Genomic DNA, 25,240 nt, shown 5'->3' with positions numbered 1-25,240 from the left:
TTGCCTTTCTGCCACACCAGGGACGCATTGCCTGCCTAGCATGGCCCTCATTCGTTTGATGAGGTGCCTTCATGAACACAGCCCTGACCCAACCCGGCGCGCCAATGAAGGTGCGCGGTATCCAGAAACGTTTCGGCGCCTTTACCGCGCTGGACAACGTGTCCCTGGACGTCGCCGCCGGCGAGCTGGTGTGCCTGCTGGGCCCGTCCGGTTGCGGCAAGACCACGCTGCTGCGTTGCATCGCCGGCCTGGAGCGCCAGGACAGCGGTGAGCTTTACCTGGGCGAACGGGATGTTTCCCTGCTGCCGCCCCAGGCGCGGGACTACGGCATTTTGTTCCAGTCCTACGCGCTGTTCCCCAATCTCACCGTTGAAGCGAATATCGGCTACGGCCTCACCGGCAGCGGTCGCGATGAAGTGCGCAAGCGCGTCGGCCAGATGCTTGAACTGGTCGGCTTGCTCGGCAGCGAAAAGAAATACCCCGGCCAACTCTCCGGCGGCCAGCAACAACGGGTCGCGCTGGCCCGCGCCCTGGCGCCGGCACCCTCGCTGTTGCTGCTCGATGAGCCGATGTCGGCCCTCGACGCCCGCGTCCGTGAGCACCTGTGTACCGAACTGCGCCAACTGCAACGGCGCCTGGGTGTCACCACGCTGATGGTCACCCACAATCAGGACGAAGCCATGTTGATGGCCGACCGCATTGCCGTGATGAACAACGGCAAGGTCGAGCAATACGCCACGCCCCAAGAGATTTACGACCGCCCGGCCACGCCGTTCGTGGCGGAGTTTGTCGGCCAGGGCAACTGGCTGCCGTTCAGCCGCAGCAGCGCGAGCCACGCCCAGGTCGGCGGGATGCACATGCGCCTGGCCGAGGATGCCGGCGCGGCCACCTCCGGGCGCTTGTTCTGCCGCCCGGAAGCGATCAGCGTCAACCCGCCGGTGCATGAAGAGAACCTGTTTGCGGCCAAGGTCCGCGAGATCACCTTTCTCGGCAACCGTTGCCGCATGAGCTTTGAACTGGCGCAACTGCCCGGTCATCCGCTGCTGGCCGAACTGGCCCCGGAAGCCATGCCGCGCCTGGGCGCCCAGGACATCTGGGTCGCGTTGCCGCCGCGCAGCCTGCAGGTGTTTGCCTGAGATGGCGGCGGTCATGACACTGCCGATGGCGCGCCGGGCATCCCGTGCCGAGCTGGGCGACCGCCTTTTAGTGCTGGGCGGCAAATGGCTGTGGCTGTGCTTGCTGGGCGTCGCGGTGTTGCTGCCGCTGCTGGCGATCTTCTGGCGTGGCTTCAGCAGCGAAGCCGGGCAGGGCGGCGGGCTGGTGGCGGCACGGGAACTGGTCAGCAGCGCCAACTTCCACTGGCTGCTCGGTAACAGCCTGAAAGTTTCCCTCAGCGTGGCGACCATCGTCGTACCGCTGGCGTATCTGTTTGCCTACGCACTGCAACGCACGCTGATCCCGGCCAAGGCGATCTGGCGCGGGCTGTCGTTGCTGCCCCTGATGGCGCCGTCGATGCTGCCGGGGATCGCGCTGGTCTATCTGTTCGGCAACCAGGGCCTGTTGCGCGGTTTGCTGTCGGACAACATCTACGGCTTCTGGGGCATTGTCCTCGGCGAAGTGATCTACACCTTCCCACACGCCTTGATGATCCTGTTGTCGGCGCTTTCCCTGGCGGATGCGCGCTTGTTCGATGCCGCCTCAAGCATGGGCGCCAGCCCGGCCCGGGCATTCCGCAGCATCACTTGGCCTGCCACGCGCCAGGCAGTGTTCGCCGCGTTTTGCCTGGTGTTCACCCTGACCATCACTGACTTTGGCGTACCGGTGGTGGTCGGCGGCGATTATCAGGTGCTGGCGCTGGAAGCCTACAAGGCCGTGGTCGGCCAGCAACAGTTCGGGCGCGGGGCGTTGATCGGCATGGTGTTGCTGCTACCGGCGCTGTTCAGCTTTGGTGTCGACGCCTGGTTGCGTCGGCGTCAGGGCGATGCCATGGGCGGCCGTGCCCAGGTGTTCCAGCCGGCCCCATCGCGGCGGCGCGATGCCTGTTACCTGGCCATCGTGCTGCTGATCTGCGCGGTGTTGTTGCTGGTGTTCGGCATGGCGGTGTACTCGTCGCTGGTGAAGTTCTGGCCTTACAACCTGTCGCTGTCGCTCAACCACTACCAGTTCGAAGACACGGCCGGCGGCGGCTGGCTGGCGTACCGCAACAGCCTGACCCTGGCACTGTTTACAGCCTTGATCGGCAGCGTATTGATCTTCACCGGCGCCTACCTGATGGAAAAGACCCAGGGCCAGAAGGGCCTCAACCTGGCGCTGCACATGCTCAGCTTTGTGCCAATGGCCGTGCCGGGCCTGGTGTTGGGCCTGGGCTACGTCTTCTTCTTCAACCTCCGCAGCAACCCGCTGCATGTGTTCTACGGCACCATGACGTTGTTGGTGGTGTGCACCATTGCGCACTATTTGACCACCGCGCAGATGACCGCCACCACCGCGCTGCGCCAACTGGACGCCGAGTTCGAAGCCGCAGCGCTGTCGCTGAAGGCGCCGCTGTACCGCCACTACCTGCGCGTGACCGTGCCGATCTGCCTGCCGGCGCTGCTGGACATCGTGCGCTACCTGTTTGTGTCGGCGATGACCACCGTCTCGGCCGCGATCTTCCTCTACAGCCCCGACACCATCCTCGCCGCCGTCGCCGTGTTGAACATGGACGACGCCGGCAATGTGGGCGGTGCGGCGGCCATGTCCACCTTGATCCTGTTCACTTCGGCCAGCGTCTCGCTGCTGCTGGCGTGGGCCTCACGTGGCGTGTTGCGCCGCTCCCAAGCCTGGCGCCAGACCGCGCCGGGCCAATAACCCTGAAGGAGGTATTCCATGTTCAAGCCCCTGGCGCTGGTCGCTGCCGTACTCACTGCATTCAGCCTGAATGCCTTCGCCAAGACCGAACTGACCGTGTACACGGCCCTCGAAGCCGAGCAATTGAAGACCTACAAAAAAGCCTTCGAACAAGCCAACCCCGATATCGAAATCAAATGGGTACGTGACTCCACCGGCATCATCACCGCCAAGCTGCTCGCGGAAAAAGACCGCCCGCAAGCCGACGTGGTCTGGGGCCTGGCGGCTTCGAGCCTGGCGATCCTCGACCAGCAGGGCATGCTTGAGAGTTACGCGCCCAAGGACCTGGATAAGATCGGCAAACACTACCGCGACGCCGCCAACCCACCCGCCTGGGTCGGCATGGACGTTTGGGCCGCGACCATTTGCTTCAACACCGTCGAAGCCGAGAAGCAGGGGCTGACCAAGCCGGTGAGCTGGCAGGACCTGACCAAGCCTGAGTACAAGGGCAAGATCGTGATGCCTAACCCGGCGTCGTCGGGCACAGGTTTCCTGGATGTGAGCGCCTGGCTGCAGACCTTCGGCGAGAAGCAGGGCTGGCAGTACATGGACGACCTGCACCAGAACATCGGCCAGTACGTTCACTCCGGTTCCAAGCCATGCAAGCTGGCGGCTTCGGGTGAATTCCCGATCGGTATTTCCTTCGAATACCCGGCCGTGCAGTTGAAGCGCCAGGGCGCGCCGCTGGACATCATCCTGCCAAAAGAAGGCCAGGGCTGGGACATCGAAGCGACCGCCGTGATCAAGGGCAGCGCCCACGCCGACGCGGCGAAGAAACTCGCCGACTTCTCCGCCAGCACCGCGGCGATGGACCTGTACAAGGACAACTTCGCCGTACTCGCCCAGCCGGGCATCGCCAAGCCGCAGACCGAATTGCCGGCGGACTACGAGCAGCGGCTGATCAAGAACGACTTCACCTGGGCCTCGAAAAACCGCGACAGCATTCTGACTGAATGGCGCAAGCGCTATGACGGTAAGTCGGAGAAACAATAAATTTCACCTCTACCTGTAGGAGCGAGCTTGCTCGCGAAGAACCCATAGACGACGCGGGCTACCTGATAGCGCTGCGTTATCGTTGACGTGCTTCGCGAGCAAGCTCGCTCCTACAGAGGGTTACGTATGTCATGACAGATTTATTGATCATCGGCGCCGGCATCCTCGGCCTGTCCCACGCCTACGCAGCAGCCAGGCGCGGGCTCAAGGTCAAGGTGTTCGAGCGCAGCGCCACGCCCCTGGGCGCCTCGGTACGCAACTTCGGCCAGGCCCTGGTCACCGGCCAACCGCCAGGCCCGATGCTCGACCTGGCGCGGCAAAGCCGCGATATCTGGGGCGAATGGGCGCGGCTGGCCGGCTTGCAGCTCAAGCGCAACGGCTCGTACCTGTTCGCCCGCAGCGAAGCCGAAGAACATCTACTGGAAGCCTTCTGCGCCAGCCGCGCGTTGGAGCACGGCTACAACGTCGAGCTGCTGCAAGGCGCGGCGTTGAGGGATCTGTACGGCGGCCAGTTCCGTCATCACCGTGCGGCGTTGCACGGCAAGGACGATCAGCAACTGTATTCGCGCGAGGCGATCCCGGCGCTGATCCACTACCTGCGCGAGGAATTGCAGGTGGAGTTTCACTTTTCCACCCTGGTGCGCGACGTCGAGCCCGGCCAGTTGCACAGCACGGCGGGCAGTTTCCGGGGCGCGCAGATCATCGTCTGCTCGGGCCACGACTACCAAACCCTGCTGGCCGAGGCGATTGCCGAACTCAACCCGCATGTCTGCCGCCTGCAAATGCTGCGCGCGCGGCCGGCGGTTAACCTGAACCTGCAACACGCCTTGCTCACCGGCCTCAGTTGCGTGCATTACGGCGCCTTTGCCGACCTGCCGGAAGCGGTGGCGGTGCAGGCGCAGATCCTGCACGAGGCACCGCACCTGCATGAGCACGGGATTCACCTGCTGATCAGCCCGACGCCCCATGGCGAACTGATCATCGGCGACTCCCACGACTACGGCCGCGAGGCGTCGCCGTTCAATGCCGAGCAGGTCGATGACTGGATGCTCGAACTGGCCGAGCAGACCCTGGGTTGCAAGGTCCAGGTGGTCGAGCGTTGGCAGGGCGTCTATGGCGCACGCGGGCCGGCGCCGTTCTCGTTCCTGCGCGTGGCGCCCGGCGTCAGCGCCGCCTTGATGCACACCGGCGTGGGCATGAGCGTCGGCCCGGCGTTGGCCGAGCGCAATATCAGCGCACTCTGGGGTGAGGCATGAAGAACCCGGAACAGGTGATTGCCGAGGTCTTCGGCCTGTACGAGCAGCACGGCACGACGGATTACATCGGCGAGGCGATATCGCAGCTCGAACACATGTCCCAGGCCGCGCAGTGGGCCATGGCCGAAGGCTTCGACGATGAAGTGGTGCTGGCGGCGTTTTTCCACGATATCGGCCATCTCTGCGGCCAGGGCGGGGCGAGCATGGGGGGTTATGGCGTGGTCAGCCATGAGCGGCTGGGCGCCGATTACCTGCGCCGCGCCGGCTTCGGCGAGCGCCTGGCCAGGCTGGTGGAATATCACGTCCAGGCCAAGCGCTACCTGACCTTCAGCCAGCCGGACTACTACGCCCGGTTGAGCGAAGCCAGCCGCCGCACGCTGGCCTATCAAGGTGGGGTGATGACGCCTGACGAAGCACGGGCTTTCGAGCAAGACCCGCTCTACGCGGTCAGCCTGCGTCTGCGTCACTGGGACGAACAGGCCAAGCAACCACATGTGCCGGTGCTCGATCTGCAGGCACTCAAGGCCAAGGCCGCACGGCTACTGGCTGCGTAGATTGGCCTTACGCCAAACGCAGATGCGCCGCCTAGAGCCTGGGTGCTCGGATCACTAAGGTGCTTGCTTCTTCAATCCAAGGAGCAACGCTGATGCGCTACTTAAAAGTGACGGCCCAGGACATGAGCGGCAACGGTCGGGCGGACACGGTCATCCTGCACTTCTATGAGCAGCGGGCTGGCTGTCCCGATGAACTGATCCACGAGATTTTCGCCGTGGACATGAGCGCGGATGGCAAGGTCGACCTGCAATGGGCGGACGATCTGAGCCCGGCCACCCGGCCCGGCATGCTGGAAAAACACCGGGTGGACACCTTCGCCGACAGCTTTTTGAAGTTGAACTGGTTCAATCGGCGCAGCCACTGGCAGCGCACGCTGACGATGTACGTCGATCATTACGGCAAAACAGGCACGCCCAACGCGGTCAAGCTGGACTTCCATGAGCGCACGGCGCCGCAGTGCAAGGGTTCGCTGATCTACAAGGCGGCCGCCTATGACGGCGATGGCGACGGGGTGCTGGAATCGTTTACCAACAGTGACATCGACCGCGACGGTATCGCGGACAAGGCCGATAAAGAGCTGATCCGCACGTTGTGTACGACCTTTCTGGGCTTTGAGTGGTACGCACACTAATAAGCGCGGTCACGCTTCGTCGAGCCGGGCGGCCAAGGCTTCGACCTGTTCCTGGCGCTCGGCCTGGCTCAATTTGGCGTGGGGGTTGAGGGACGACCATTGCGGATGGGCGCGGGCCTTGTGCAGGGCATCGGGCAGCTTGCCTTCGCGCCAGGTCTTGTCCTGGGGCGTGTCGACCTTGATGCTGTGCATCGCCGCATGACCGCGCAGGTTCAGGGCTTTGAGCAATTGGCGTTGGCGCAGGGCCAGCAGGCGCAGCACGCTGTCGTCGACGGTCAGCTCGCGCTGGCCCTTGATCTTGCCCAGCAGGCGGCTGCCATAGCTGCGCGCGGTTTGCAGCGCGCCACCGGCAATGGCGCCCGCCAGCGCGGCGGCGCCAAGGGTCAACCCACCCACCAGCAGGTCGACCCCGGCACCGGCGGCCGCGCCGGCGGCAATCCCGCCGCCGACGCGCACGCCGAGTTGCTTGAGGGTTTCCGGGTTGAACAGGTCATCGCCCCAGCGCCCGTCGAGCAATGGCAAGTCGCTGGCGGCGGCGTCCTGCGGGCGGAAGCCGAACAGCTTGAGCAAGGCTTCCACGCAACGCTGCTCGCGCTGGCGCACGGCCTTGCGCAAATCGCCGATGGCTTGCGGTTCCTCTTCAGTGACCACGCTGCGCCGGCACGCGGCGCAGTCGATCAGCAGTTCGGCGATCAGCCGCGCAGCGCTTTGCTGGCGGGCCTGGCGTTGGGCGTGCTGGTCGAGGATCAGCCGTTCCAGTTGCGGCCGGGCATTTTCCAGCAGCAGGGCGAGGCTTTCATATAAGCGGCGTTCGCCGTCTTCCGGCGGCGCGACGCTGTCGAACCGTACCAGTGCGTGCAGGCCGAGGCGGGCCAGGGCTTCGCGCCAGTCTGGTTCGCGATGATCGTTGCTGCTGACGAAGTTGAGCACGGGCAATAACGGTTTGCCGCAACTGGCCAGCACTTGCAGTTCGTCGCGGTATTTGGCCAGCACCGGCTCGCGGGCGTCGATCACATACAGGCCGGCGTCGGAGGCCAGCAGTTGGCGCAGCACCTTGGCTTCCTGTTCGAAACGCTGGCGGGCTTCGCTGCCCTCCAGAAAACGCGCCAGGCGTGCCGGGCCGTCGAGGCGTTCGCCGGGGCGATCCAGGCGTTCCAGGTAGTCGAGCAGGGCGATGGCGTCTTCCAGGCCGGGGGTGTCGTAGAGTTCCAGCAGGGCTTCGCCCTCGACCGACAAGCGTGCGCCTTCGACATGCCGCGTGGTGCTGGGGCGATGGGAGACTTCGCCGAAACCGACATCGCGGGTCAACGTGCGCAGCAGCGAGGTTTTGCCGACGTTGGTGTGGCCGACCACGGCGAGTTTCAGGGGTTTAGTCATGACCGCTCTCCAGCCAGTTCAACGGCGCGCAATCGGCGAAGGGCAGCTCCAGTTGTTGCAGCGCCGCGTGCCAATCGCCCAGGCGCTCGGCGTCCAGCGCCTGGCCGGGCGGCGCTTGCAGCAGCCACACGCGGGTGGCGCTGGCGCTGCGCGCCAGTTCGGCGATCAGCGCCAGGCTGCCACGGTCGGGTGAGCGGCGTGGGTCGCAGGCGATGGCCAGGCGTGCGGGCGGGAAGCGGGTCAGTTGTTCCAGCAGTTTGTGGCGCGATTCGCGGCTGTCGAGGATGCCAGCGTTCTTCACGTTGCCCGGCAGTTTCGGCGGCCACGGGTGCTGGTCGTCGAGTTCGATGGCGACCAACAGCGCGCCGTCGCTGTGCTGTTCGCTGACGCCGCCGCTGACGGCGTGCAACTGTTGCGGTGCGGCATCGTTGACGCCAAGCCGCTCGCTGCTCGGCATCAGGCGTTCGCGCAGTTGGCTGTAGCCGGGCAGGTTGAGGTCCAGGCGCAGGGCGGCGCGTCCGCGTTTCCAGCGCCACAGGCACAGCAGGGCGAGGATCAACCGCGGCAACAGGCCGTAGATCAGCAGCACGCCCACCAGCCAGGCAGCCCAGGCCTGGCGGGCGCTGTCGATGTTCAGGGCGGAATCGCCGCTGGCGCGGATCATCTCCACCGTGGGGACGTTGAAACCAAACAGGGCGGGCAGGGCGCCGAGGGCTTGGGTCACGGCGACGAAGGTGTCGGCGCCGAGGATGGTGGTTTCCCACACAAAACCGTAGCGCCGGGTGGCGAGCAGTGTCAGCAGGATCGCCAGCGCGCTGAGCAATGCGAGTAACCACAGGCTGTTGACCAGCACCCCGACGGCCCAGCGATTGAGCTTCTGGCGCTGCAATAGCAGCAGCAACGCCGGCGCCAGTTGCGCGGCCTTGGCGTCACGCGCGAGTTTTTCGCTGAGCCACAACCACAGCCGGCCGAGGCTGGCGCTGTGTTCTCCGGCAAACAGCAGGCCCAATGCCCAACTGATCAGCAGGATCAGGTTCAAGCCGAGCAGGCTGCCCAGCGCCCAGAACACATTCACCGGGGTCAAGCCGTTACCCAGTGCAGCAAAGGCCAGGCCTGCGCCACTGATCACCGCGACTATCGCCAGCAGTATCAGGGCCAAACGCGCACCTTGCAGCCAGCGGATGAGGGCGGTTGTCAGCCCATCGCGCTCGGCCAGGTGCAGGGCGCGCTGTTGAATGCGCGTCGGCAGGTCGCCGCCGGCCGTGCGGGCCAGGCGATTGGCTTCCAGGTCTTCCAGCGGGCCGGCGTGTTCTTCGCGCAGGCGCACGGTTTCCGTCAGCCAGAGTTTGTGCAGTGGGTTCAGTGCGGTCACGCGCTGTCCTGTTGTGTCAGTGAGCCTGGAGCATAACCGCTGTGCAGCCGGTTGGGGTACGCTTCGCGTGGCTCTGGTATTCTCGTCGCCATGAAAAAAACTCTCCCTTTAAGCCTGATCGCAGCCCTCGGTGAAAACCGTGTGATCGGCGTCGACAACAGCATGCCCTGGCATTTGCCGGGGGATTTCAAATATTTCAAGGCCACCACGCTCGGCAAGCCGATCATCATGGGGCGCAAGACCTGGGACTCCCTGGGCCGACCGCTGCCGGGGCGCTTGAACATTGTGGTTAGCCGTCAGACCGATCTTGCGCTGGAAGGTGCGGAAGTTTTTCCGTCGCTCGATGCCGCCGTGGCGCGGGCTGAAGCCTGGGCGCTGGAGCAGGGCGTGGATGAGCTGATGCTGATCGGCGGCGCGCAGCTGTATGCACAGGGTCTGGAGCAGGCCGATCGCCTGTACCTGACGCGGGTGGCGCTGAGCCCGGAAGGGGATGCGTGGTTTCCGGCGTTTGATGCGAACCAGTGGAAGTTGGTTTCCAATCTGCAGAACCCGGCCGAAGGTGACAAGCCGGCCTACAACTTTGAAGTCTGGGAAAAAGCCTAAAAGCATCGGGGGCAAGCCCCCTCCCACACTGACCGCGTTCACTCGGTCAAATGTGGGAGGGGGCTTGCCCCCGATAGCGGTCTATCAGGCCTGCGCCAACTCAGCACGCTCATCCGCATTCAGCCGTTCTTTATCCGTCTGCCGCATGATCTGGCTGGTAATCGCCCCCGCCGTCATCGAACCGTTCACGTTCAACGCGGTACGGCCCATGTCGATCAGCGGCTCCACGGAAATCAGCAGCGCCACCAGTGACACCGGCAAGCCCATCGCCGGTAGCACGATCAGCGCGGCAAACGTCGCACCGCCGCCCACGCCGGCAACGCCCGCCGAACTCAAGGTCACAATCGCCACCAGGGTCGCGATCCACAGCGGGTCCAACGGGTTGATGCCGACCGTCGGCGCGACCATCACCGCGAGCATTGCCGGATAGAGACCGGCGCAACCGTTCTGGCCGATGGTCGCGCCGAACGAGGCAGCGAAACCGGCGATGGCGTGCGGGATGCCCAGGCGGCGTGTCTGGCTCCGTTGAGAGTGCTGCCAATCGCGTGAGCCTGCGATTGCGAACCGGAAAGCCTAACAGCTTGATATATATTGATTTAATACCGATATGGAATGGTGTCTGTCGTTTTTGGAATAAGTGGTTGGCGCTCTGGCGCATGGCAATGGCGGAATCAGAACGCAAGCGGTCGCGACCGGGCGAAAACTGTCACAGGGATTTGTTAGCGTCGATGTCTTTCACTCAGGGAGACAACGCCTATGAAGCTCGCGCCGAAACTACTCGTATCCGCCGCATTCTGCCTCGGGCTCGCCAGCCAGGTGTTCGCCGCCACCGAGTTGAAACACTGGCCGGCGCCGGCCGCCAAGCAACTGAACGAAATGATCACCGCCAACGCCAACAAGGGTAACTTCGCGGTGTTCGACATGGACAACACCAGCTACCGCTACGACCTCGAAGAATCCCTGCTGCCCTACATGGAAAACAAGGGCCTGATCACCCGCGACAGCCTCGACCCGTCGCTCAAACTGATGCCCTTCAAAGACACCGCCGACCATAAGGAAAGCCTGTTCAGTTACTACTATCGCCTGTGCGAAGTGGACGACATGGTCTGCTACCCGTGGGTGGCCCAGGTGTTTGCAGGTTTTACCCTCAAGGAGCTCAAGGTCCAGGTCGATGAGTTGATGGCGTCCGGCAAGCCGGTGCCGGTCAGCTATTTCGAAGGCGACGTGGTGAAGAACTCCGAGGTGCAACCGCCGAAGGTCTTCACCGGCCAGGCCGAGCTGTACAACAAGCTGATGGAAAACGGCATCGAGGTGTATGTGATGACCGCCGCGTCGGAAGAGCTGGTGCGTATGGTCGCCGCCGATCCGAAGTACGGCTACAACGTCAAACCGCAGAACGTCATCGGCGTGAGCACCCTGCTCAAGGACCGCAAGACCGGCGAGTTGACCACCGCGCGCAAGCAGATCACGGCCGGTAAATACGACGAAAAAGCCAACCTCGGTTTGGAATTGACCCCCTACCTGTGGACCCCGGCGACCTGGATGGCCGGCAAGCACGCCGCGATCCTGACCTACATCGACGAATGGAAAAAGCCGGTGATCGTCGGCGGCGATACGCCCACCAGCGACGGCTACATGCTGTTCCACGATGTGGACGTGGCCAAGGGCGGCATCCACCTGTGGATCAACCGCAAGGACAAATACATGACCCAACTCAACGGCATGATGGTCAAGCACGCGGCCGCCCAGGCCAAGGAAGGCTTGCCGGTGACGGCGGACAAGAACTGGGTGATCGTCAAGCCGGATGAGATCCAGTAAGACCGAAACACAAGGCCAAAAAAAGCCCCCGCACATAGCGGGCGCTTTTTTATGCGGAACGACTCAGCAGCGCCTCACTTCACTGACTTCGGGAACCAGGTCCTGAGCATCACGATGTCGTTCTCCCGCACCTTGATGAACAGTCCGTAGTCAGCTAGGTACACCGACTGGACAGTCCAAAGCGGTTTGCTGGTATTCATCGTCAGGCAGTCGAGCACCTTGGCAGGTCCTTGCAAGTCAGAATGCAAGGCGCTGGCAGGCAGTTCCCGGACGACCTTGCAGGTCACGGTCCTGGGCGGCTGCGTGTCTGCCGAAGGGCTGCCATCCGGGTTGACCGACTTTGACCAAGTCTGGGTGTAACTGACTTCGCTGCCTGGCCTCAGGGTGTGCCAGTCACCTTGAAAGCTCAAACCCACCAGAGCACGTGTCTGCGCCTTCTCATTGCCGGTGTCGGGATCGATGCTCTCGCTGGCGAGATCGAACAGGCCCCTGAATGTCAGGTCGAGGGCGTACCCAAGCGCCGAATCCTGGGTTTGCACCAGCGTTTGCCCGGAGGTAGCGTCGATGCTGATCGCGGTCTTTTTGGTCTGATCGCCTATCCGGGTTTTGTTGAAAAGCACGGCTTCATAGTCGTAGGTCAGTTGGTTCAGGGTACGCGCCGGCTGAGGCAGGTCAAGTTCGCGAATAGCGGCCACGACTGCTGGAGCGGCAGTCGGTGTACGAATGACCGGTGGTAGTGCTTGGCGTGGTTTGAATGTGGGCAGCTTGGCCAGTGCCTCTGGCGACGGGCAGACGGCATTGAAGAGACGCACTTGGTCGGCCGAAGCCTGATTCTGCGTTAGGGGCTTGGGTTGCCGCTGGATTTCGCCGTTGATCGCTTGATGGGCGTCATCAATGTTGAATTGGCTCAGCAGCGTGACGGTCTGCTGTGTGCAATCGAGGGCCAGCCGCTGCTGCTGTTGAATGAACAATGAGCCGCCTGTGGCGATGTGGTAGTGCCGAAAATCTGTAGCGGCCCAGATAAGCATCAGGTTGCCGCGCTGCTCCAGGCTGTTGCGATCAATGAGTAACCAATCTTGATCCGTTGGGGCGGCTAGTGTCCGCCAGTCTGGCGCAGGGCGCGCTTTGCAGACATCTTGTAATTGCGCGCTTTGTTGTAACTGCTGGGCCTGCACCGCTGGTAGATCGGAGCCTGTGCCCTGAGGGTCGGTAAACGGCCTCAGACTGTTTCGGGTGGGATAGAACATCCTCCCCGGACCTTGTGTGCATGATGCGTCGAATCGCAGGGTCAGCGGGTTTTGCTTCAATTCCACGGCGTACATGACCCTATCACCTTCGCGCACGATGGAGTGGTCGAGTGCCGGCAGCGTCAGCGCCTCGTTGAAAAGTGTAGGGCCAAGGTTTACCTGGGGCTTTGGTGCGGAACTGCAACCTGCGAGGGCCAGCAGCAAAAAAAACGAAGCAGCGGGGCGAAGAGTGGTCGAGCGGGCGTCCATGTGGAGTGGGTCCTTGATAGATCAGTCGGGCACTTTATCGGCCGCAGGATAAAAGGCAATAGCTTCCAAGGCCCATAAAAATGCCCCGCACGTGGCGGGGCATTTTTATGGAGCGGGCTTTACACGGAAGTGCTAAGCCTTAAAGGCCGTCGAGCATTGCCTTGTTACGCACGGCACCCTTGTCGGCGCTGGTCGCCAGCAACGCATAAGCCTTCAACGCAGTCGTCACCTTGCGTGGACGCTTCTCCACCGGCTTCCAGCCCTTCTTGTCCTGCTCGACCCGGCGTGCAGCCAGTTCTTCATCGCTGATCAACAGGTTGATCGAACGGTTCGGAATGTCGATCAGCACCTTGTCGCCGTCCTGTACCAGGCCGATCGCGCCGCCGGCAGCGGCTTCAGGCGAAGCGTGGCCGATGGACAGGCCCGAGGTGCCGCCGGAGAAACGGCCGTCGGTCAGCAGGGCGCAGGCTTTGCCCAGGCCCTTGGATTTCAGGTACGAAGTTGGGTAGAGCATCTCCTGCATACCCGGGCCGCCTTTCGGGCCTTCGTAGCGGATGATCACGATGTCGCCTTCTTTGACTTCGTCGGCGAGGATGCCGCGTACCGAGCTGTCCTGGCTTTCGTAGATCTTGGCGCGACCTTCGAACACGTGGATCGACTCATCCACACCGGCGGTTTTCACCACGCAGCCGTCGAGGGCGATGTTGCCGTACAGCACGGCCAGGCCGCCTTCTTTCGAATAGGCGTGCTCGACACTGCGGATGCAGCCGTTTTCACGGTCGGCGTCGAGGGTGTCCCAACGGGTCGACTGGCTGAATGCGGTCTGGGTCGGGATGCCCGCCGGGCCGGCCTTGAAGAAGGTGTGCACGGCTTCGTCGTCAGTCTGGGTGATGTCCCACTTGGCGATGCCTTCGGCGAGGGACTTGCTGTGTACGGTCGGCAGGTCGGTGTGCAGCAGGCCGCCACGGGCCAGGGAACCTAAGATCGAGAAGATCCCGCCGGCGCGGTGGACGTCTTCCATGTGGTACTTCTGGATGTTCGGCGCGACTTTGCACAGTTGCGGCACATGACGGGACAGACGGTCGATGTCGCGCAGGTCGAAATCGATCTCGGCTTCCTGGGCGGCGGCCAGCAAGTGCAGGATGGTGTTGGTGGAACCGCCCATGGCGATGTCCAGGGTCATGGCGTTTTCGAACGCCTTGAAGTTGGCGATGTTGCGCGGCAACACCGACTCGTCGTTCTCGCCGTAGTAGCGCTTGCACAGCTCGACGATGGTGCGGCCGGCCTGCAGGAACAACTGCTCGCGGTCGCTGTGGGTGGCCAGCGTCGAACCGTTGCCCGGCAAGGCCAGGCCCAGGGCTTCCACCAGGCAGTTCATCGAGTTGGCGGTGAACATGCCGGAGCACGAACCGCAGGTCGGGCAGGCGCTGCGCTCGTATTCCGCAACCTTCTCGTCAGAAGCGCTGGAATCGGCGGCGATGACCATGGCGTCGACCAGGTCCAGGCCATGGGAGGCGAGTTTGGTCTTGCCGGCTTCCATCGGGCCGCCGGAGACGAAGATCACCGGGACATTCAGGCGCAGGGCGGCCATCAGCATGCCGGGGGTGATCTTGTCGCAGTTCGAGATGCAGACGATGGCGTCGGCGCAGTGGGCGTTGACCATGTACTCCACGGAATCGGCGATGATCTCGCGGCTCGGCAGGGAATACAGCATGCCGTCATGGCCCATGGCGATGCCGTCGTCCACGGCAATGGTGTTGAATTCTTTGGCGACACCGCCGGCGCGTTCGATCTCGCGGGCGACCAGTTGGCCCAGGTCCTTGAGGTGGACGTGGCCGGGGACGAACTGGGTGAACGAGTTGGCAATCGCGATGATCGGCTTCTTGAAGTCGTCATCTTTCATCCCCGTGGCACGCCACAGTGCGCGGGCGCCGGCCATGTTGCGGCCGTGGGTGGATGTTTTCGAGCGGTAATCAGGCATTGGAGCACTCCGGGCGGCTAATCAGATGTCAAAGGGGAGTGAGCTTCTATGGACGTCTGGAACACCCGAAAAATGGCACTGGTGTCCGGAAGTTGCCGCAAACGTTACGGGATCGCCGTGCGCAGTGGCCTTGAGCTCATAAACCCGCCGGGGGATGACTGGCGATGAATAGGCCGATTCTACACCGCTGGCGGCTGGAGGGAATGGCGAAAAGCGCCGTGGCGACGCACGCCCGGATCAACCAATCTGATGTAGGAGCGAGTTTGCTCGCGAAAAACGAACAGGCGACACGGGCCTCCTGATTGTACGGCGTTATCGTTGACGCTTTTCGCGAGCAAGCTTGCTCCTACAGGGGGGACATATTCAGAACCACTGTTTAGAGGCCGGTTGACGTCGCTGCGCCTACCGTTTCTCTTCCATTCACAGAAGAGGACGAAGGAATGTCCACCCAGCAACATGCACATCGGCTGCGCATCGGGCGCTGTTCGGAGTCGGGCCGTATTTACCTGATCACTGCGGTTACCCATCAACGGCAATCGGTCTTTCAGGACTGGCGCATCGGCCGCCTGCTTGTCAGTGAGTTCAGGCAGGCTCAGGACGAGGGTGAGGCGACTTCACTGGCCTGGGTGGTCATGCCTGACCATTTCCATTGGCTGGTCGAGTTGCATAACGGCGACTTGCCAAGGCTGATGCGAATCACCAAGTCGCGAAGTGCCCGTGCCATCAACCAGGCCAGGTGTTCGTTCGGGACCCTATGGCAAAAAGGCTACTTCGACCGCGCGCTGCGTCGGGAGGAAGATTTGAAAGCAATGGCCCGCTATATCGTGGCCAATCCCTTGCGTGCAGGGCTGGTCGAGCATATCGGCCAGTACCCGCTATGGGACGCCATCTGGTTGTGACCTCTTCTCCCTTGTAGGAGCGAGCTTGCTCGCGAAGAACGTCAACGATGACGCAGCGCTATCAGGTAGCCCGCGTCGTCTATGCGTTTTTCGCGAGCAAGCTCGCTCCTACAAGGGGGGAAGGGTCAGTGTCCGCCCCGCGCATTGGTCAGCCAACCCCACAGGCTGAAAATGATAAAGCTCACGGCAATCGTCATCAGCAAATGACTGCCGGTTTGTGCAAGCGCTGCGCTGCTGACGGCGGCGGTGAAGAACATGATGCTATTTCCTGCTGACGCTGCTGTGCCCGCGCTGCTTGAAAACAACAGCATCGCCGCCGAAATTGCGGCGGGACGAACCAGGGTGACCGCCAGTGCGCTGATCAGCATCGGGATGAGCAGGGTCACCGTGGTAATGGCGTCAAAGATGATAATCAGCGCCAGCAGCACACCCGCGACCAGCAACAACCCAAGACCGATATTGATTTGCCGGGACAGCGCGATACGTTTTTGCAGGTACGAGGCTGCCACCCCGCCGAGGAGATAAGCCGTGCCGTACACCATCAGCACCAGCGCGTACTGATATTCGGAAAGCTTCAACGCGTCCATGAAAATCAGCGGCGTCACGCTGATCAAGGCGAAGTAGCAGGCGAACACCTGCGCGGCGATCCACCAGTAGCGCAGGAAATCGCGATTGCCGGCGACGGCTTTCAGCGTGGCGATGATGGATACTGGCGCGCGATGGGGGCTGGCGGATTTGGACGGCAGGATGCAGAACGCATGGATCAACATGCCCAGCGCCATCGCCGCGAATCCATAGAAGCTGCCTTGCCAGTCGAATGTGGTTTGCAGCCAGGAGCCTATCAGCGGGGATAGCGCGACAAACGAACCGCTCAGGGTCATGTAGTACAGGCGCACCCGGGCCCGGTCCTGTGCGTCGAACAGGTCTTCCACCAGGGCGTGACCCAGGACGAAGAAGCCGCAGCCCGTGGCCTGCACCGTGCGAAACAGCAGGAAGGTCAGGTAGTCTGACGCCAGTGCACAGCCTATTGCGCCAAGAATCGACAGCGTGATGCAGCCGAGCAGCACTTCCTTGCGCCCCCATTTGTCCGACAACGGGCCGGCGATCAGTTGGGAGATGGAGAAGACCAGTGTGAACAGGCTGATGGAGAGCGCGACGTCGGCCGTCGGAGTGTCGAATTGGGCGGCCAGGGCGGGGAACGACGGCAGGAGAATATTGATCGGGAAGAAGCTGATCAGGGCAATGCAGGTGATCAGGATGAAGCGGGAAAGTTGTTGGCGTTTTACCTCGCCACTGAGGGCGGGAGAGCAGAAGGGCTCAGACATGAGTGGTCATTTCCGGAGTAAAACCAGAAACCGATACTAGTCTGCGAAAAATGGAATTCAATCAAATCTATTGTGCGAAGCGTCCCGTAATGGTGTACGCCGCCCCTGTAGGAGCGAGCTTGCTCGCGAAGCACGTCAACGCTGACGCAGCGCTATCAGGTAGCCCGCGTCGTCTATGCGTTTTTCGCGAGCAAGCTCGCTCCTACAGGGGGACGGTTTTGGTCTTTAGCTATTTGGCAACAACCGGCACGTAATGCTCTTGATGTAGCGCGTCTCGGCAATCGCCGGGTGTACCGGATGATCCGGCCCTTGGCCGCCGCGTTCGAGCATCTGGATGTTGCGGTCCAGGTGACGGGCGCTGGTCAGCAGGATGTTTTGCAGGTCGTCTTCCGGCAGGTGCATCGAGCACGAGGCGCTGACCAGGATGCCGTCCTTGCTGAGCAGGCGCATGGCTTGCTCGTTGAGGCGGCGGTAGGCGCCTTCGCCGTTTTTCATGTCTTTTTTGCGTTTGATGAAGGCCGGTGGGTCGGCGACGATCACGTCGAAGCGTTCTTCGCTGGCTTTCAGTTCTTTCAGGGCTTCGAAGACGTCGCCTTCGATGCAGGTCATTTTCTCGGCGACGCCATTCAGCGCGGCGTTGCGCTCGACGCCGTCGAGGGCGAAGGCCGAGGCGTCGACGCAGAACACTTCAGTTGCGCCGAAGGCCGCCGCTTGCACGCCCCAGCCGCCGATGTAGCTGTACAGGTCGAGGACGCGCTTGCCTTTGGCATACGGGGCCAGGCGTGCGCGGTTCATGCGGTGGTCGTAGAACCAGCCGGTTTTCTGGCCCTGGATCACCGGGGCTTCGAATTTCACGCCGTTTTCTTCCAGCGCGACCCACTCCGGCACCAGGCCGAACACGGTTTCGACGTAGCGGTTGAGGCCTTCGGCGTCACGCGCGGCGGAGTCATTCTTGAACAGAATGCCGCTTGGCTTGAGCACTTGGGTCAGGGCGGCGATCACGTCTTCTTTATGCGCTTCCATGGTCGCCGAGGCGATCTGTACCACCAGGATGTCGCCGAAACGGTCGACCACCAGGCCCGGCAGCAGGTCGGAGTCGCCGTAGACCAGGCGGTAGAACGGCTTGTCGAACAGGCGATCACGCAGGGACAGGGCGACGTTCAGGCGGTGTACCAGCAGCGACTTGTCCAAAGGCAACTTGATGTCGCGCGACAGCAGGCGCGCGCAGATCAGGTTGTTCGGGCTCATGGCCACGATGCCCAGGGTCTTGCCGCCGGCCGCTTCCAGGATGGCTTGGTCGCCTGCCTGGAAGCCGTGAAGTGGGGTGGCGGCCACGTCGATTTCGTTGCTGTAGACCCACAGGTGGCCGTTGCGCAAACGACGATCGGCATTGGCTTTGAGACGCAGGCTTGGCAGGGACATGACGTCGCTCCGGAAAAAAGAGCGGGAGTATACCGTGTTACATGAAATTTCGCGGCTTGGCCTGATGGGCTGTAGGGGTCAGCGGGAGCAAGCGTCCTCGCCATAGCAAGCAGTGCCCATTTGATGGGCGTGCCATTGGCTTTTTGAGGTGTCGGTCAGCTTCCCATCGGGGTTAGAATCCCTTTCTCGCCCAGAGTGTGTACTTATGTCCCAAGAGCTTTCCGCCGAACAGATCCAGCAGGCCCTGCAAGGCATCAGCGTGCCGCCCCAGCCGCAAATCATGGTGGATTTGCAGATGGAGCAGTACATGCCCGACCCGGACCTGGAAGTGATCGCGCGCTTGATCTCCCAGGACCCGGGCCTGTCCGGCGCGCTGTTGAAGATCGTCAACTCGTCGTATTACGGCCTGAGTAACAAGATCGCCTCGATCCAGCGCGCGGTGAACCTATTGGGCAGCCGCTCGATCATCAACCTGATCAACGCCCTGTCGATCAAAGGCGAGATGAGCGACGACACCATCGTCACCCTCAACCGTTTCTGGGACACCGCCCAGGATGTGGCCATGACCTGCCTGACCCTGGCCAAGCGCACCGGCGCCCAGGCGGTAGACGAAGCCTATGCCCTGGGGCTGTTCCACGATTGCGGCGTACCGCTGATGCTCAAGCGCTTCCCCAATTACATGGAGGTGCTCGAGGAGGCCTATGCCAATGCCGGCGCCGACTGCCGTGTGGTCGACACCGAAAACAACGCGTTCAACACCAACCATGCGGTGGTCGGCTATTACACCGCCAAGTCCTGGCGCCTGCCGGAGCATGTGACCGACGCCATTGCCAACCACCACAACGCCCTGGCGATTTTCAGCGATGAGTCGTCGCGCAATTCGCAACTCAAGAACCTGCTGGCGATCCTGAAAATGGCCGAGCACATCTGCTCGTCGTACCGGGTGCTGGGCAACCAGGCGGTTGACCATGAGTGGGATGCGATTGGCCATCTGGTGCTGGACTACGTGGGCCTGTCGGATTACGACTTCCAAAGCATGAAGTTGTCGATCCGCGAACTGGGCGCGCACTGACCCTTTTCTCACGAGGTACACATGCCCGAGTTACCAGAAGTCGAAACCACTCGACGCGGGATTGCGCCGCACCTGGAAGGCCAGCGGGTCAGCCGCGTCGTAGTGCGTGAGCGGCGCCTGCGCTGGCCGATCCCGGAAGACCTCGATGTGCGCCTGTCCGGGCAGCGCATCGTGCTGGTGGAGCGGCGGGCCAAGTACCTGTTGATCAATGCCGAAGTGGGCACCCTGATCAGTCACCTGGGTATGTCGGGCAACCTGCGCCTGGTGGAAGTCGGCCTGCCGGCGGCGAAGCACGAGCATGTGGACATCGAGTTGGAGTCGGGCCTGGCCCTGCGCTACACCGACCCTCGGCGTTTCGGCGCGATGCTCTGGAGCCTGGACCCGCACAACCACGAATTGCTGATTCGCCTGGGGCCGGAGCCGTTGACCGAGCTGTTCGATGGCGAGCGCCTGTTCAAACTGTCCCGTGGGCGTTCGATGGCGGTGAAGCCGTTCATCATGGACAACGCGGTGGTGGTGGGCGTGGGCAATATCTACGCGACGGAAGCGTTGTTCGCGGCGGGGATCGATCCACGCCGCGAGGCGGGTGGCATTTCACGCGGGCGCTATTTGAAGCTGGCGATCGAGATCAAACGCATTCTGGCGGCCGCCATCGAACGCGGCGGCACCACGTTGCGCGACTTTATCGGTGGCGATGGGCAGCCGGGGTATTTCCAGCAGGAGCTGTTCGTCTACGGCCGAGGGGGCGAGGCGTGCAAGGTCTGCGGGAGCGAGTTGCGCAGTGTGGTGCTGGGGCAGCGGGCGAGTGTGTTTTGCCCGAAGTGTCAGAGCTGATTGTTGTGTGATGGCGGATATCGCCATCGGGGGCAAGCCCCCTCCCACACTTTGATGTGTGAATACATTCAAATGTGGGAGGGGGCTTGCCCCCGATGAGGCCCTTACAGACGCCACCAGACTCAAGCCTTACCGGTAATCTTCCGGTACTTCACCATCAATTGCTCTTGCGTTTCCGGATGCGCTTCATCCAGTGGAATGCAATCCACCGGGCACACCTGCTGGCACTGCGGTTCGTCGTAGTGACCGACGCACTGGGTGCAGAGGTTGGGGTCGATCACGTAGATCTCTTCGCCTTGGGAAATCGCGGCGTTCGGGCACTCGGGTTCGCAGACGTCGCAGTTGATGCAATCGTCGGTGATGATCAGGGACATGGAAACTCCTGCCAGGGCAGTCAGCCAAGGCATCTGAAAAACTAATGCGCGCAATTGTGCCGCATTGGCGCCCGCAGTGCGAGCGGGCGCCGAGTGAGCGGTCTTACTTCTTGAAGCGCAGGGTCAGCGCCTCGGCCACGGCCGGGTGCACGAACTTGGTGATATCTCCGCCCAAAGCGGCGATTTCACGGACCAACGTCGAGGAAATGAACGAATAACGTTCCGACGGCGTGAGGAACAGGCTTTCCACGTCCGGCGCCAGTTGGCGGTTCATGTTGGCCAGTTGGAATTCGTATTCGAAGTCCGACACCGCGCGCAGGCCACGCAGGAATACATTGGCGTTCTGCTCTTTGGCGAAATGCGCCAGCAGCGTCGAGAAACCCACCACTTCTACGTTGGGCAGGTGCTTGGTGACCTCACGCGCCAGCTCCACGCGCTGTTCCAGGGGAAACAGCGGGTTTTTCTTGGGGCTGGCCGCGACCGCGATGATCACATGGTCGAACAAGCGCGAGGCGCGTTCGACCAGATCGCCATGGCCTTTGGTAATCGGGTCGAAGGTACCTGGGTACAACACTCGGTTCATCGCGTCGTCCTGGCGGAGTCCGTTGGGGAACCGGATGGTATCGCAGCCATCCCGGTCGGCCAAGTCGACTTATACGAATAGACGCGCGAAATACCCGGTTTTTTCATGCTGTTTTCAGACGTTCGGCCAATGCGCTCGCCAGTTGCGCGGTCAATCCGTACACCGACAATTGCGGGTTGGCGCCAATGCTGGTGGGGAACAGCGAGCCGTCATGAATCGACAGATTGCGCAGTTGATGATGGCGGCCGAGGCTGTCGGCCACGGCGTTTTTCGGCTCTTCGCCCATGGCGCAGCCGCCCATCACGTGGGCGCTGCCCAGGCAGGTGCGGTGCAATTCCAGGTTAAGGCCGTCGATCAGGCTGCGCGCTTCGGCCAGGGTCTTCACGTAGCGCGCATCGTGGTGCAGCGGCTTGACCGACTTGGCGCCCGCCGCGAACTGGATCTCGGCCATGCTGTGGAACGCGCGGCGCAGGCCGTCCCAGGCGTAAGGCGAAACCTGATAATCGAGCACCGGCGTGCCGTCGCCGCGCAACTCAACGCTGCCGCCCGGGCTGTCGGGGTGGAAACCGTCGCGCAGCAGGGCGAGCATCGCGTGGGTATGCGGCAATTGGCTCATGTCCAGGGCGTTTTGTGTGCCGTAGCCGCCGAGCAACGTACTGGCGAGCGCCGGGTGCAGCGGCGGTGCCTCCAGCTTGTACGACATTCTGCCGGTGGTGCCGTCCTGCCATTGGAAGTGATCGGAATAGATCGACTGCGGCGCACCATAGAACGGGTTGATCACCTCGTCGAACAGCGCCGCGGAGAAATTCACCAAATGCAAAAAGGTGCGCTTGCCCAGCCGCGAATGCGGGTCGGGGGCGTCCGAGCGCATCAGCAGCGCCGGGCTGTTGATGCCGCCACCAGCCAGCACATAGTGTTTGGCTTTGACCGTGATGGTGCGCCCGGTAGGGGCGACGCAGCGTTCGTCCATCGCTACGCATTCCAGGCTGCTGATGCGGTCGCCGCTGTATTTCAGGCGTTCGGCGCGGGCCAGGTACAACAACTCGCCGCCTTTCTCCAGGGTGGAGGGGATGGTGGTCACGAGCATCGACTGCTTGGCGTTGACCGGGCAACCCATGCCGCAATAGCCCAGGTTGAAGCAGCCGCGCACGTTGCGCGGGATCACATGCCAGCTGTAGCCAAGCTGTTCGCAGCCTTTGCGGATCACGTCGTTGTTGGCATTGGGCGGCATGGCCCAGGGGGCGATGCCCAGGCGCTGTTCCATTTTTTCGAACCACGGCGCCATGTCCGCGCTGCTGTGGCCCTTAACCGCGTACTCGCTGGCCCAGTGGCTGAGGGTGGCGTCCGGGGTGCGGAAGCTGGAGGTCCAGTTGATCAGCGTGGTGCCGCCCACCGCCCGGCCCTGCAGGATGGTGATGGCGCCGTCCTTGCTCATGCGGCCGATGCCTTCTTGATACAGGCTGGCGTAGGCCTCGTCTTCGAGCAGCTTGAAATCGCTGCTGGTCTTGAGCGGGCCTTCTTCGATCAGCAGCACTTTGTAGCCGGCGGCGCTGAGGATTTCGGCGGTGGTGCCGCCGCCGGCGCCGCTGCCGATGATCGCTACGTCGGCTTCCAGCGTCAGGTCGCGGTCGAGGGCGGCGCCGTTGTGGGTTTTCCAGCCACGGGCCAGGCCGTCGCGGAACAGATCGGGTACGGGCATCAGGGTCGTCTCTTGTTTTTATTGGGGGGATGCGAATCAGATCTTCGGTGGTCCGGGGTAGCCGCAATGGGCCCAGGACGCCGGCCGGAAGTACCAGGCCATGATCACCAGTTTGAGCAGCGAGCCCTGGCCCATGCGCAGCAGGTTCAGGTAGCTGTTTTCCCAGCGGTGCAGGAAGTTGCGGATTTGTTCAGCGCTGGCGTTTTCCCAACTGCCCCAGATCCCGGTCAGTGGGCCGCGGGTGATGCCCATGCCCAGCACGTCGAACAGTTGCTGGGTGAGCTTGAACATCTCCGGCGACAGGTGCTGCAGGCTGTAGTCGAGTTTTTTCAGGGTGTCTTCAATCCCGCTGGCGACTTCCTGGGCGCTGGCCACGCCTTCCAGCAGCACCGGGATCACCGCGCGCAGAAACGGCAAGTCGCTGCTGCGCAACAGGGCAAAGCCGCTGGCCGGGGTGCTGCTGGAGCAGCCGCTGAGGCTGGCGCCCAGCCCGGCGGTGGCCAGGAAGGCGCTGGCGCACAGGCCGATTTTCAGGACGCCGCGCCGCGACAGCGCGGGTGAATCAGTCAGGCTTGGGTTCATTGTTATGGTTATCCCGAGGGTGGCGGTATCAGCGGATAAACAGCTTCTGGATCAACTTCTGGATTGCTTTGCCGTAGGGCGGGTAGATCAACTTCGCGGCGTTCAGGCGTTGCTTGACCAGCACGCCCTTGGCCTTGCTGAACGTGAGGAACCCTTCATGGCCGTGGTAGTGGCCCATGCCCGACGGGCCGATGCCGCCGAACGGCATGTCGTCCTGAGCCACATGCAGCAACGTGTCGTTCAGGCATACGCCGCCGGAGTGGGTTTCGTGGAGCACGCGGTTCTGTTCGCGCTTGTTGTAGCCGAAGTAGTACAGGGCCAGTGGGCGAGGCCGCTGATTGATGTAGGCAAAGGCTTGGTTGATGCCGCGATAAGGCACGATCGGCAGCACCGGGCCGAAGATTTCGTCCTGCATCACCGTCATTTCATCGCTGACATTCAACAGCAGGCTGTGGGCCATGCGGCGTGCCTGGCCCTGGTCGTACAGGGGGATCAGGGTGGCGCCCTTGTCGGTGGCGTCTTTTACGTAGGCATTGAGTCGGGCCAGTTGCCGCTCGTTGATGATGGCGGTGTAGTCCGGGTTGTCGGCCAGCGTCGGGTAAAACCCGCGAAGCGCTTTGCTGTAGGCCTCGACGAAACCCTCGACGCGATCTTCCGGCACCAGCACGTAGTCTGGCGCCACACAGGTTTGCCCGGCGTTCAAGGCTTTGCCGAAGGCGATGCGTTCGGCGGCGTCCTTGAGGGGTACATCGGCGGAAACAATAGCTGGCGATTTGCCGCCCAGCTCCAGGGTGACCGGGGTCAGATGCTCGGCGGCCGCGCGCATCACATGTTTACCGACGCTGGTGGCGCCGGTGAACAGCAGGTGGTCGAAGCGCAGGCTGGAAAACGCGATACCGACTTCGGCCTCGCCCAGCACCACGCACACCAGGTCTTCGGGGAAAACCTTCGCCAGCAGGGTCTTGAGCAGTTCGCCGGTGGCCGGGGTCGACTCGCTGAGCTTGAGCATCACCCGATTGCCGGCGGCCAACGCGCCCACCAGCGGCCCGATGGCCAGGTACAGTGGATAGTTCCAGGGCACGATCACCCCGACCACGCCCAGTGGTTGGTAGATGACTTTGGCCGAGGCTGGCTGGAAGGCAATGCCTACAGCGCGGCGGGAAGGTTTCATCCAGCCCTTGAGGTGTTTGCTCGCATAGTGAATGCCATGCAGGCTGGGCATCAGTTCGGCGAACAGGGTTTCGTCGGGGCTGCGGTGGCTGAAGTCCTGGCTGATCGCGTTGATCAGCGCCTGGCGTTCGTCGCTGAGCACTTCGCGCAAGGCCTTGAGCCATTGCTGGCGCTGCGCGGCCGGCGGCATCGGGTTGGCGGCATAGGCGCGGCGTTGGGCGTCGAACAGGCTCTGGAGTTGATCCAGTGTCTGGGAATTTTGCAGGTAAGCAACGTTGGCAGACATGGCGCAGTTCCAGATTGTTATTG

General features: G+C 62.6%; 21 protein-coding genes and 2 pseudogenes. 11 read left to right on the top strand and 12 right to left on the bottom strand.

What is annotated here, in order from left to right; genetic code table 11:
• Positions 1-71: 71 nt before the first annotated feature.
• The 6 genes and pseudogenes from U5A08_RS28030 to U5A08_RS28005 all read left to right on the top strand — a co-directional run bounded on the left by U5A08_RS28030 (position 72) and on the right by U5A08_RS28005 (position 6,324).
• Complete coding sequence (locus U5A08_RS28030) at positions 72-1,136, top strand: putative 2-aminoethylphosphonate ABC transporter ATP-binding protein (RefSeq protein WP_321849418.1); 1,065 nt, start codon at positions 72-74, stop codon at positions 1,134-1,136.
• 1 nt (position 1,137) lies between these two features.
• The gene (locus U5A08_RS28025; protein WP_321849417.1) at positions 1,138-2,850 is read left to right on the top strand and encodes a putative 2-aminoethylphosphonate ABC transporter permease subunit; all 1,713 of its coding nucleotides are present in this window, start codon (positions 1,138-1,140) and stop codon (positions 2,848-2,850) included.
• 18 nt (positions 2,851-2,868) lie between these two features.
• Positions 2,869-3,882 carry a putative 2-aminoethylphosphonate ABC transporter substrate-binding protein gene (locus tag U5A08_RS28020; RefSeq protein WP_321849416.1) on the top strand — a complete coding sequence of 338 codons (1,014 nt, stop codon included), beginning with the start codon at positions 2,869-2,871 and terminating at the stop codon, positions 3,880-3,882.
• A 125-nt stretch (positions 3,883-4,007) separates the two neighbouring features.
• Positions 4,008-5,138, top strand: a pseudogene (locus U5A08_RS28015) (TIGR03364 family FAD-dependent oxidoreductase); the annotation flags it as partial.
• Positions 5,135-5,692, top strand: coding sequence for a phosphonate degradation HD-domain oxygenase (locus U5A08_RS28010; protein ID WP_321849415.1), 558 nt, complete (start codon positions 5,135-5,137; stop codon positions 5,690-5,692). The pseudogene U5A08_RS28015 and the gene U5A08_RS28010, both read left to right, overlap by 4 nt.
• Positions 5,693-5,784: 92 nt before the next feature.
• On the top strand, positions 5,785-6,324 hold the full coding sequence (locus U5A08_RS28005; RefSeq protein WP_253399973.1) for a hypothetical protein: 540 nt from the start codon (positions 5,785-5,787) through the stop codon (positions 6,322-6,324).
• A 9-nt stretch (positions 6,325-6,333) separates the two neighbouring features.
• Here U5A08_RS28005 and U5A08_RS28000 read toward each other — a convergent pair whose 3' ends face one another.
• Both U5A08_RS28000 and U5A08_RS27995 read right to left on the bottom strand, forming a co-directional pair.
• Positions 6,334-7,701 carry a DUF3482 domain-containing protein gene (locus tag U5A08_RS28000; RefSeq protein WP_321849414.1) on the bottom strand — a complete coding sequence of 456 codons (1,368 nt, stop codon included), beginning with the start codon at positions 7,699-7,701 and terminating at the stop codon, positions 6,334-6,336.
• On the bottom strand, positions 7,694-9,073 hold the full coding sequence (locus tag U5A08_RS27995; RefSeq protein WP_321849412.1) for a DUF2868 domain-containing protein: 1,380 nt from the start codon (positions 9,071-9,073) through the stop codon (positions 7,694-7,696). The genes U5A08_RS28000 and U5A08_RS27995 overlap by 8 nt, the downstream gene beginning before the upstream one ends.
• A gap of 90 nt (positions 9,074-9,163) precedes the next feature.
• Between U5A08_RS27995 and U5A08_RS27990 the strand changes: the two genes are divergently transcribed.
• Positions 9,164-9,676: a dihydrofolate reductase gene (locus U5A08_RS27990; RefSeq protein ID WP_253399970.1), complete on the top strand. Its 513-nt coding sequence runs from the start codon at positions 9,164-9,166 to the stop codon at positions 9,674-9,676.
• 84 nt (positions 9,677-9,760) lie between these two features.
• Here the strand turns inward: U5A08_RS27990 and U5A08_RS27985 are convergent.
• Positions 9,761-10,207 (bottom strand): annotated as a pseudogene (locus U5A08_RS27985) (cation:dicarboxylate symporter family transporter); the annotation flags it as partial.
• A 225-nt stretch (positions 10,208-10,432) separates the two neighbouring features.
• On the opposite strand from U5A08_RS27985, the gene U5A08_RS27980 reads away from it, so the two are divergent.
• Positions 10,433-11,494: an HAD family hydrolase gene (locus U5A08_RS27980; protein ID WP_321849411.1), complete on the top strand. Its 1,062-nt coding sequence runs from the start codon at positions 10,433-10,435 to the stop codon at positions 11,492-11,494.
• Positions 11,495-11,568: 74 nt separating this feature from the next.
• On the opposite strand, the gene U5A08_RS27975 is transcribed toward U5A08_RS27980, so the two are convergent.
• Complete coding sequence (locus U5A08_RS27975; RefSeq protein WP_321849409.1) at positions 11,569-12,990, bottom strand: hypothetical protein; 1,422 nt, start codon at positions 12,988-12,990, stop codon at positions 11,569-11,571.
• A gap of 139 nt (positions 12,991-13,129) precedes the next feature.
• Positions 13,130-14,971 carry a dihydroxy-acid dehydratase gene (gene ilvD / locus U5A08_RS27970; RefSeq protein ID WP_057003962.1) on the bottom strand — a complete coding sequence of 614 codons (1,842 nt, stop codon included), beginning with the start codon at positions 14,969-14,971 and terminating at the stop codon, positions 13,130-13,132.
• Positions 14,972-15,411: 440 nt separating this feature from the next.
• On the opposite strand from ilvD, the gene U5A08_RS27965 reads away from it, so the two are divergent.
• Entirely contained in the window at positions 15,412-15,870 is a 459-nt protein-coding gene (locus U5A08_RS27965; RefSeq protein ID WP_253399968.1) for an REP-associated tyrosine transposase, read from the top strand.
• Between the two features lie 125 nt (positions 15,871-15,995).
• On the opposite strand, the gene U5A08_RS27960 is transcribed toward U5A08_RS27965, so the two are convergent.
• Positions 15,996-17,195, bottom strand: coding sequence for an MFS transporter (locus U5A08_RS27960; RefSeq protein WP_321849406.1), 1,200 nt, complete (start codon positions 17,193-17,195; stop codon positions 15,996-15,998).
• 225 nt (positions 17,196-17,420) lie between these two features.
• Positions 17,421-18,617 carry a class I SAM-dependent rRNA methyltransferase gene (locus U5A08_RS27955; RefSeq protein ID WP_057003961.1) on the bottom strand — a complete coding sequence of 399 codons (1,197 nt, stop codon included), beginning with the start codon at positions 18,615-18,617 and terminating at the stop codon, positions 17,421-17,423.
• 259 nt (positions 18,618-18,876) lie between these two features.
• On the opposite strand from U5A08_RS27955, the gene U5A08_RS27950 reads away from it, so the two are divergent.
• Together U5A08_RS27950 and mutM are read left to right on the top strand one after the other, a co-directional pair.
• Positions 18,877-19,689: an HDOD domain-containing protein gene (locus U5A08_RS27950; protein WP_253400452.1), complete on the top strand. Its 813-nt coding sequence runs from the start codon at positions 18,877-18,879 to the stop codon at positions 19,687-19,689.
• Between the two features lie 21 nt (positions 19,690-19,710).
• On the top strand, positions 19,711-20,523 hold the full coding sequence (gene mutM, locus U5A08_RS27945; RefSeq protein WP_247403806.1) for a bifunctional DNA-formamidopyrimidine glycosylase/DNA-(apurinic or apyrimidinic site) lyase: 813 nt from the start codon (positions 19,711-19,713) through the stop codon (positions 20,521-20,523).
• A gap of 122 nt (positions 20,524-20,645) precedes the next feature.
• On the opposite strand, the gene U5A08_RS27940 is transcribed toward mutM, so the two are convergent.
• From U5A08_RS27940 to U5A08_RS27920, 5 genes are all read right to left on the bottom strand, one after another.
• Positions 20,646-20,897 (bottom strand): YfhL family 4Fe-4S dicluster ferredoxin, encoded by a 252-nt coding sequence (locus tag U5A08_RS27940; RefSeq protein ID WP_247403809.1) that lies wholly within the window; start codon positions 20,895-20,897, stop codon positions 20,646-20,648.
• A gap of 103 nt (positions 20,898-21,000) precedes the next feature.
• On the bottom strand, positions 21,001-21,480 hold the full coding sequence (gene coaD / locus U5A08_RS27935; RefSeq protein WP_022641651.1) for a pantetheine-phosphate adenylyltransferase: 480 nt from the start codon (positions 21,478-21,480) through the stop codon (positions 21,001-21,003).
• 103 nt (positions 21,481-21,583) lie between these two features.
• On the bottom strand, positions 21,584-23,179 hold the full coding sequence (locus U5A08_RS27930; protein WP_321849402.1) for a GMC family oxidoreductase: 1,596 nt from the start codon (positions 23,177-23,179) through the stop codon (positions 21,584-21,586).
• Between the two features lie 36 nt (positions 23,180-23,215).
• The gene (locus U5A08_RS27925) at positions 23,216-23,761 is read right to left on the bottom strand and encodes a twin-arginine translocation pathway signal protein (RefSeq protein WP_321849401.1); all 546 of its coding nucleotides are present in this window, start codon (positions 23,759-23,761) and stop codon (positions 23,216-23,218) included.
• Positions 23,762-23,789: 28 nt separating this feature from the next.
• Positions 23,790-25,232: a coniferyl aldehyde dehydrogenase gene (locus U5A08_RS27920; RefSeq protein WP_321852291.1), complete on the bottom strand. Its 1,443-nt coding sequence runs from the start codon at positions 25,230-25,232 to the stop codon at positions 23,790-23,792.
• Positions 25,233-25,240: the final 8 nt, after the last annotated feature.

Origin of the sequence: Pseudomonas paraveronii (assembly GCF_963681955.1) — a bacterium.
Taxonomy (GTDB): domain Bacteria; phylum Pseudomonadota; class Gammaproteobacteria; order Pseudomonadales; family Pseudomonadaceae; genus Aquipseudomonas; species Aquipseudomonas paraveronii.
This window is presented reverse-complemented; position numbering and strand designations above follow the sequence as displayed.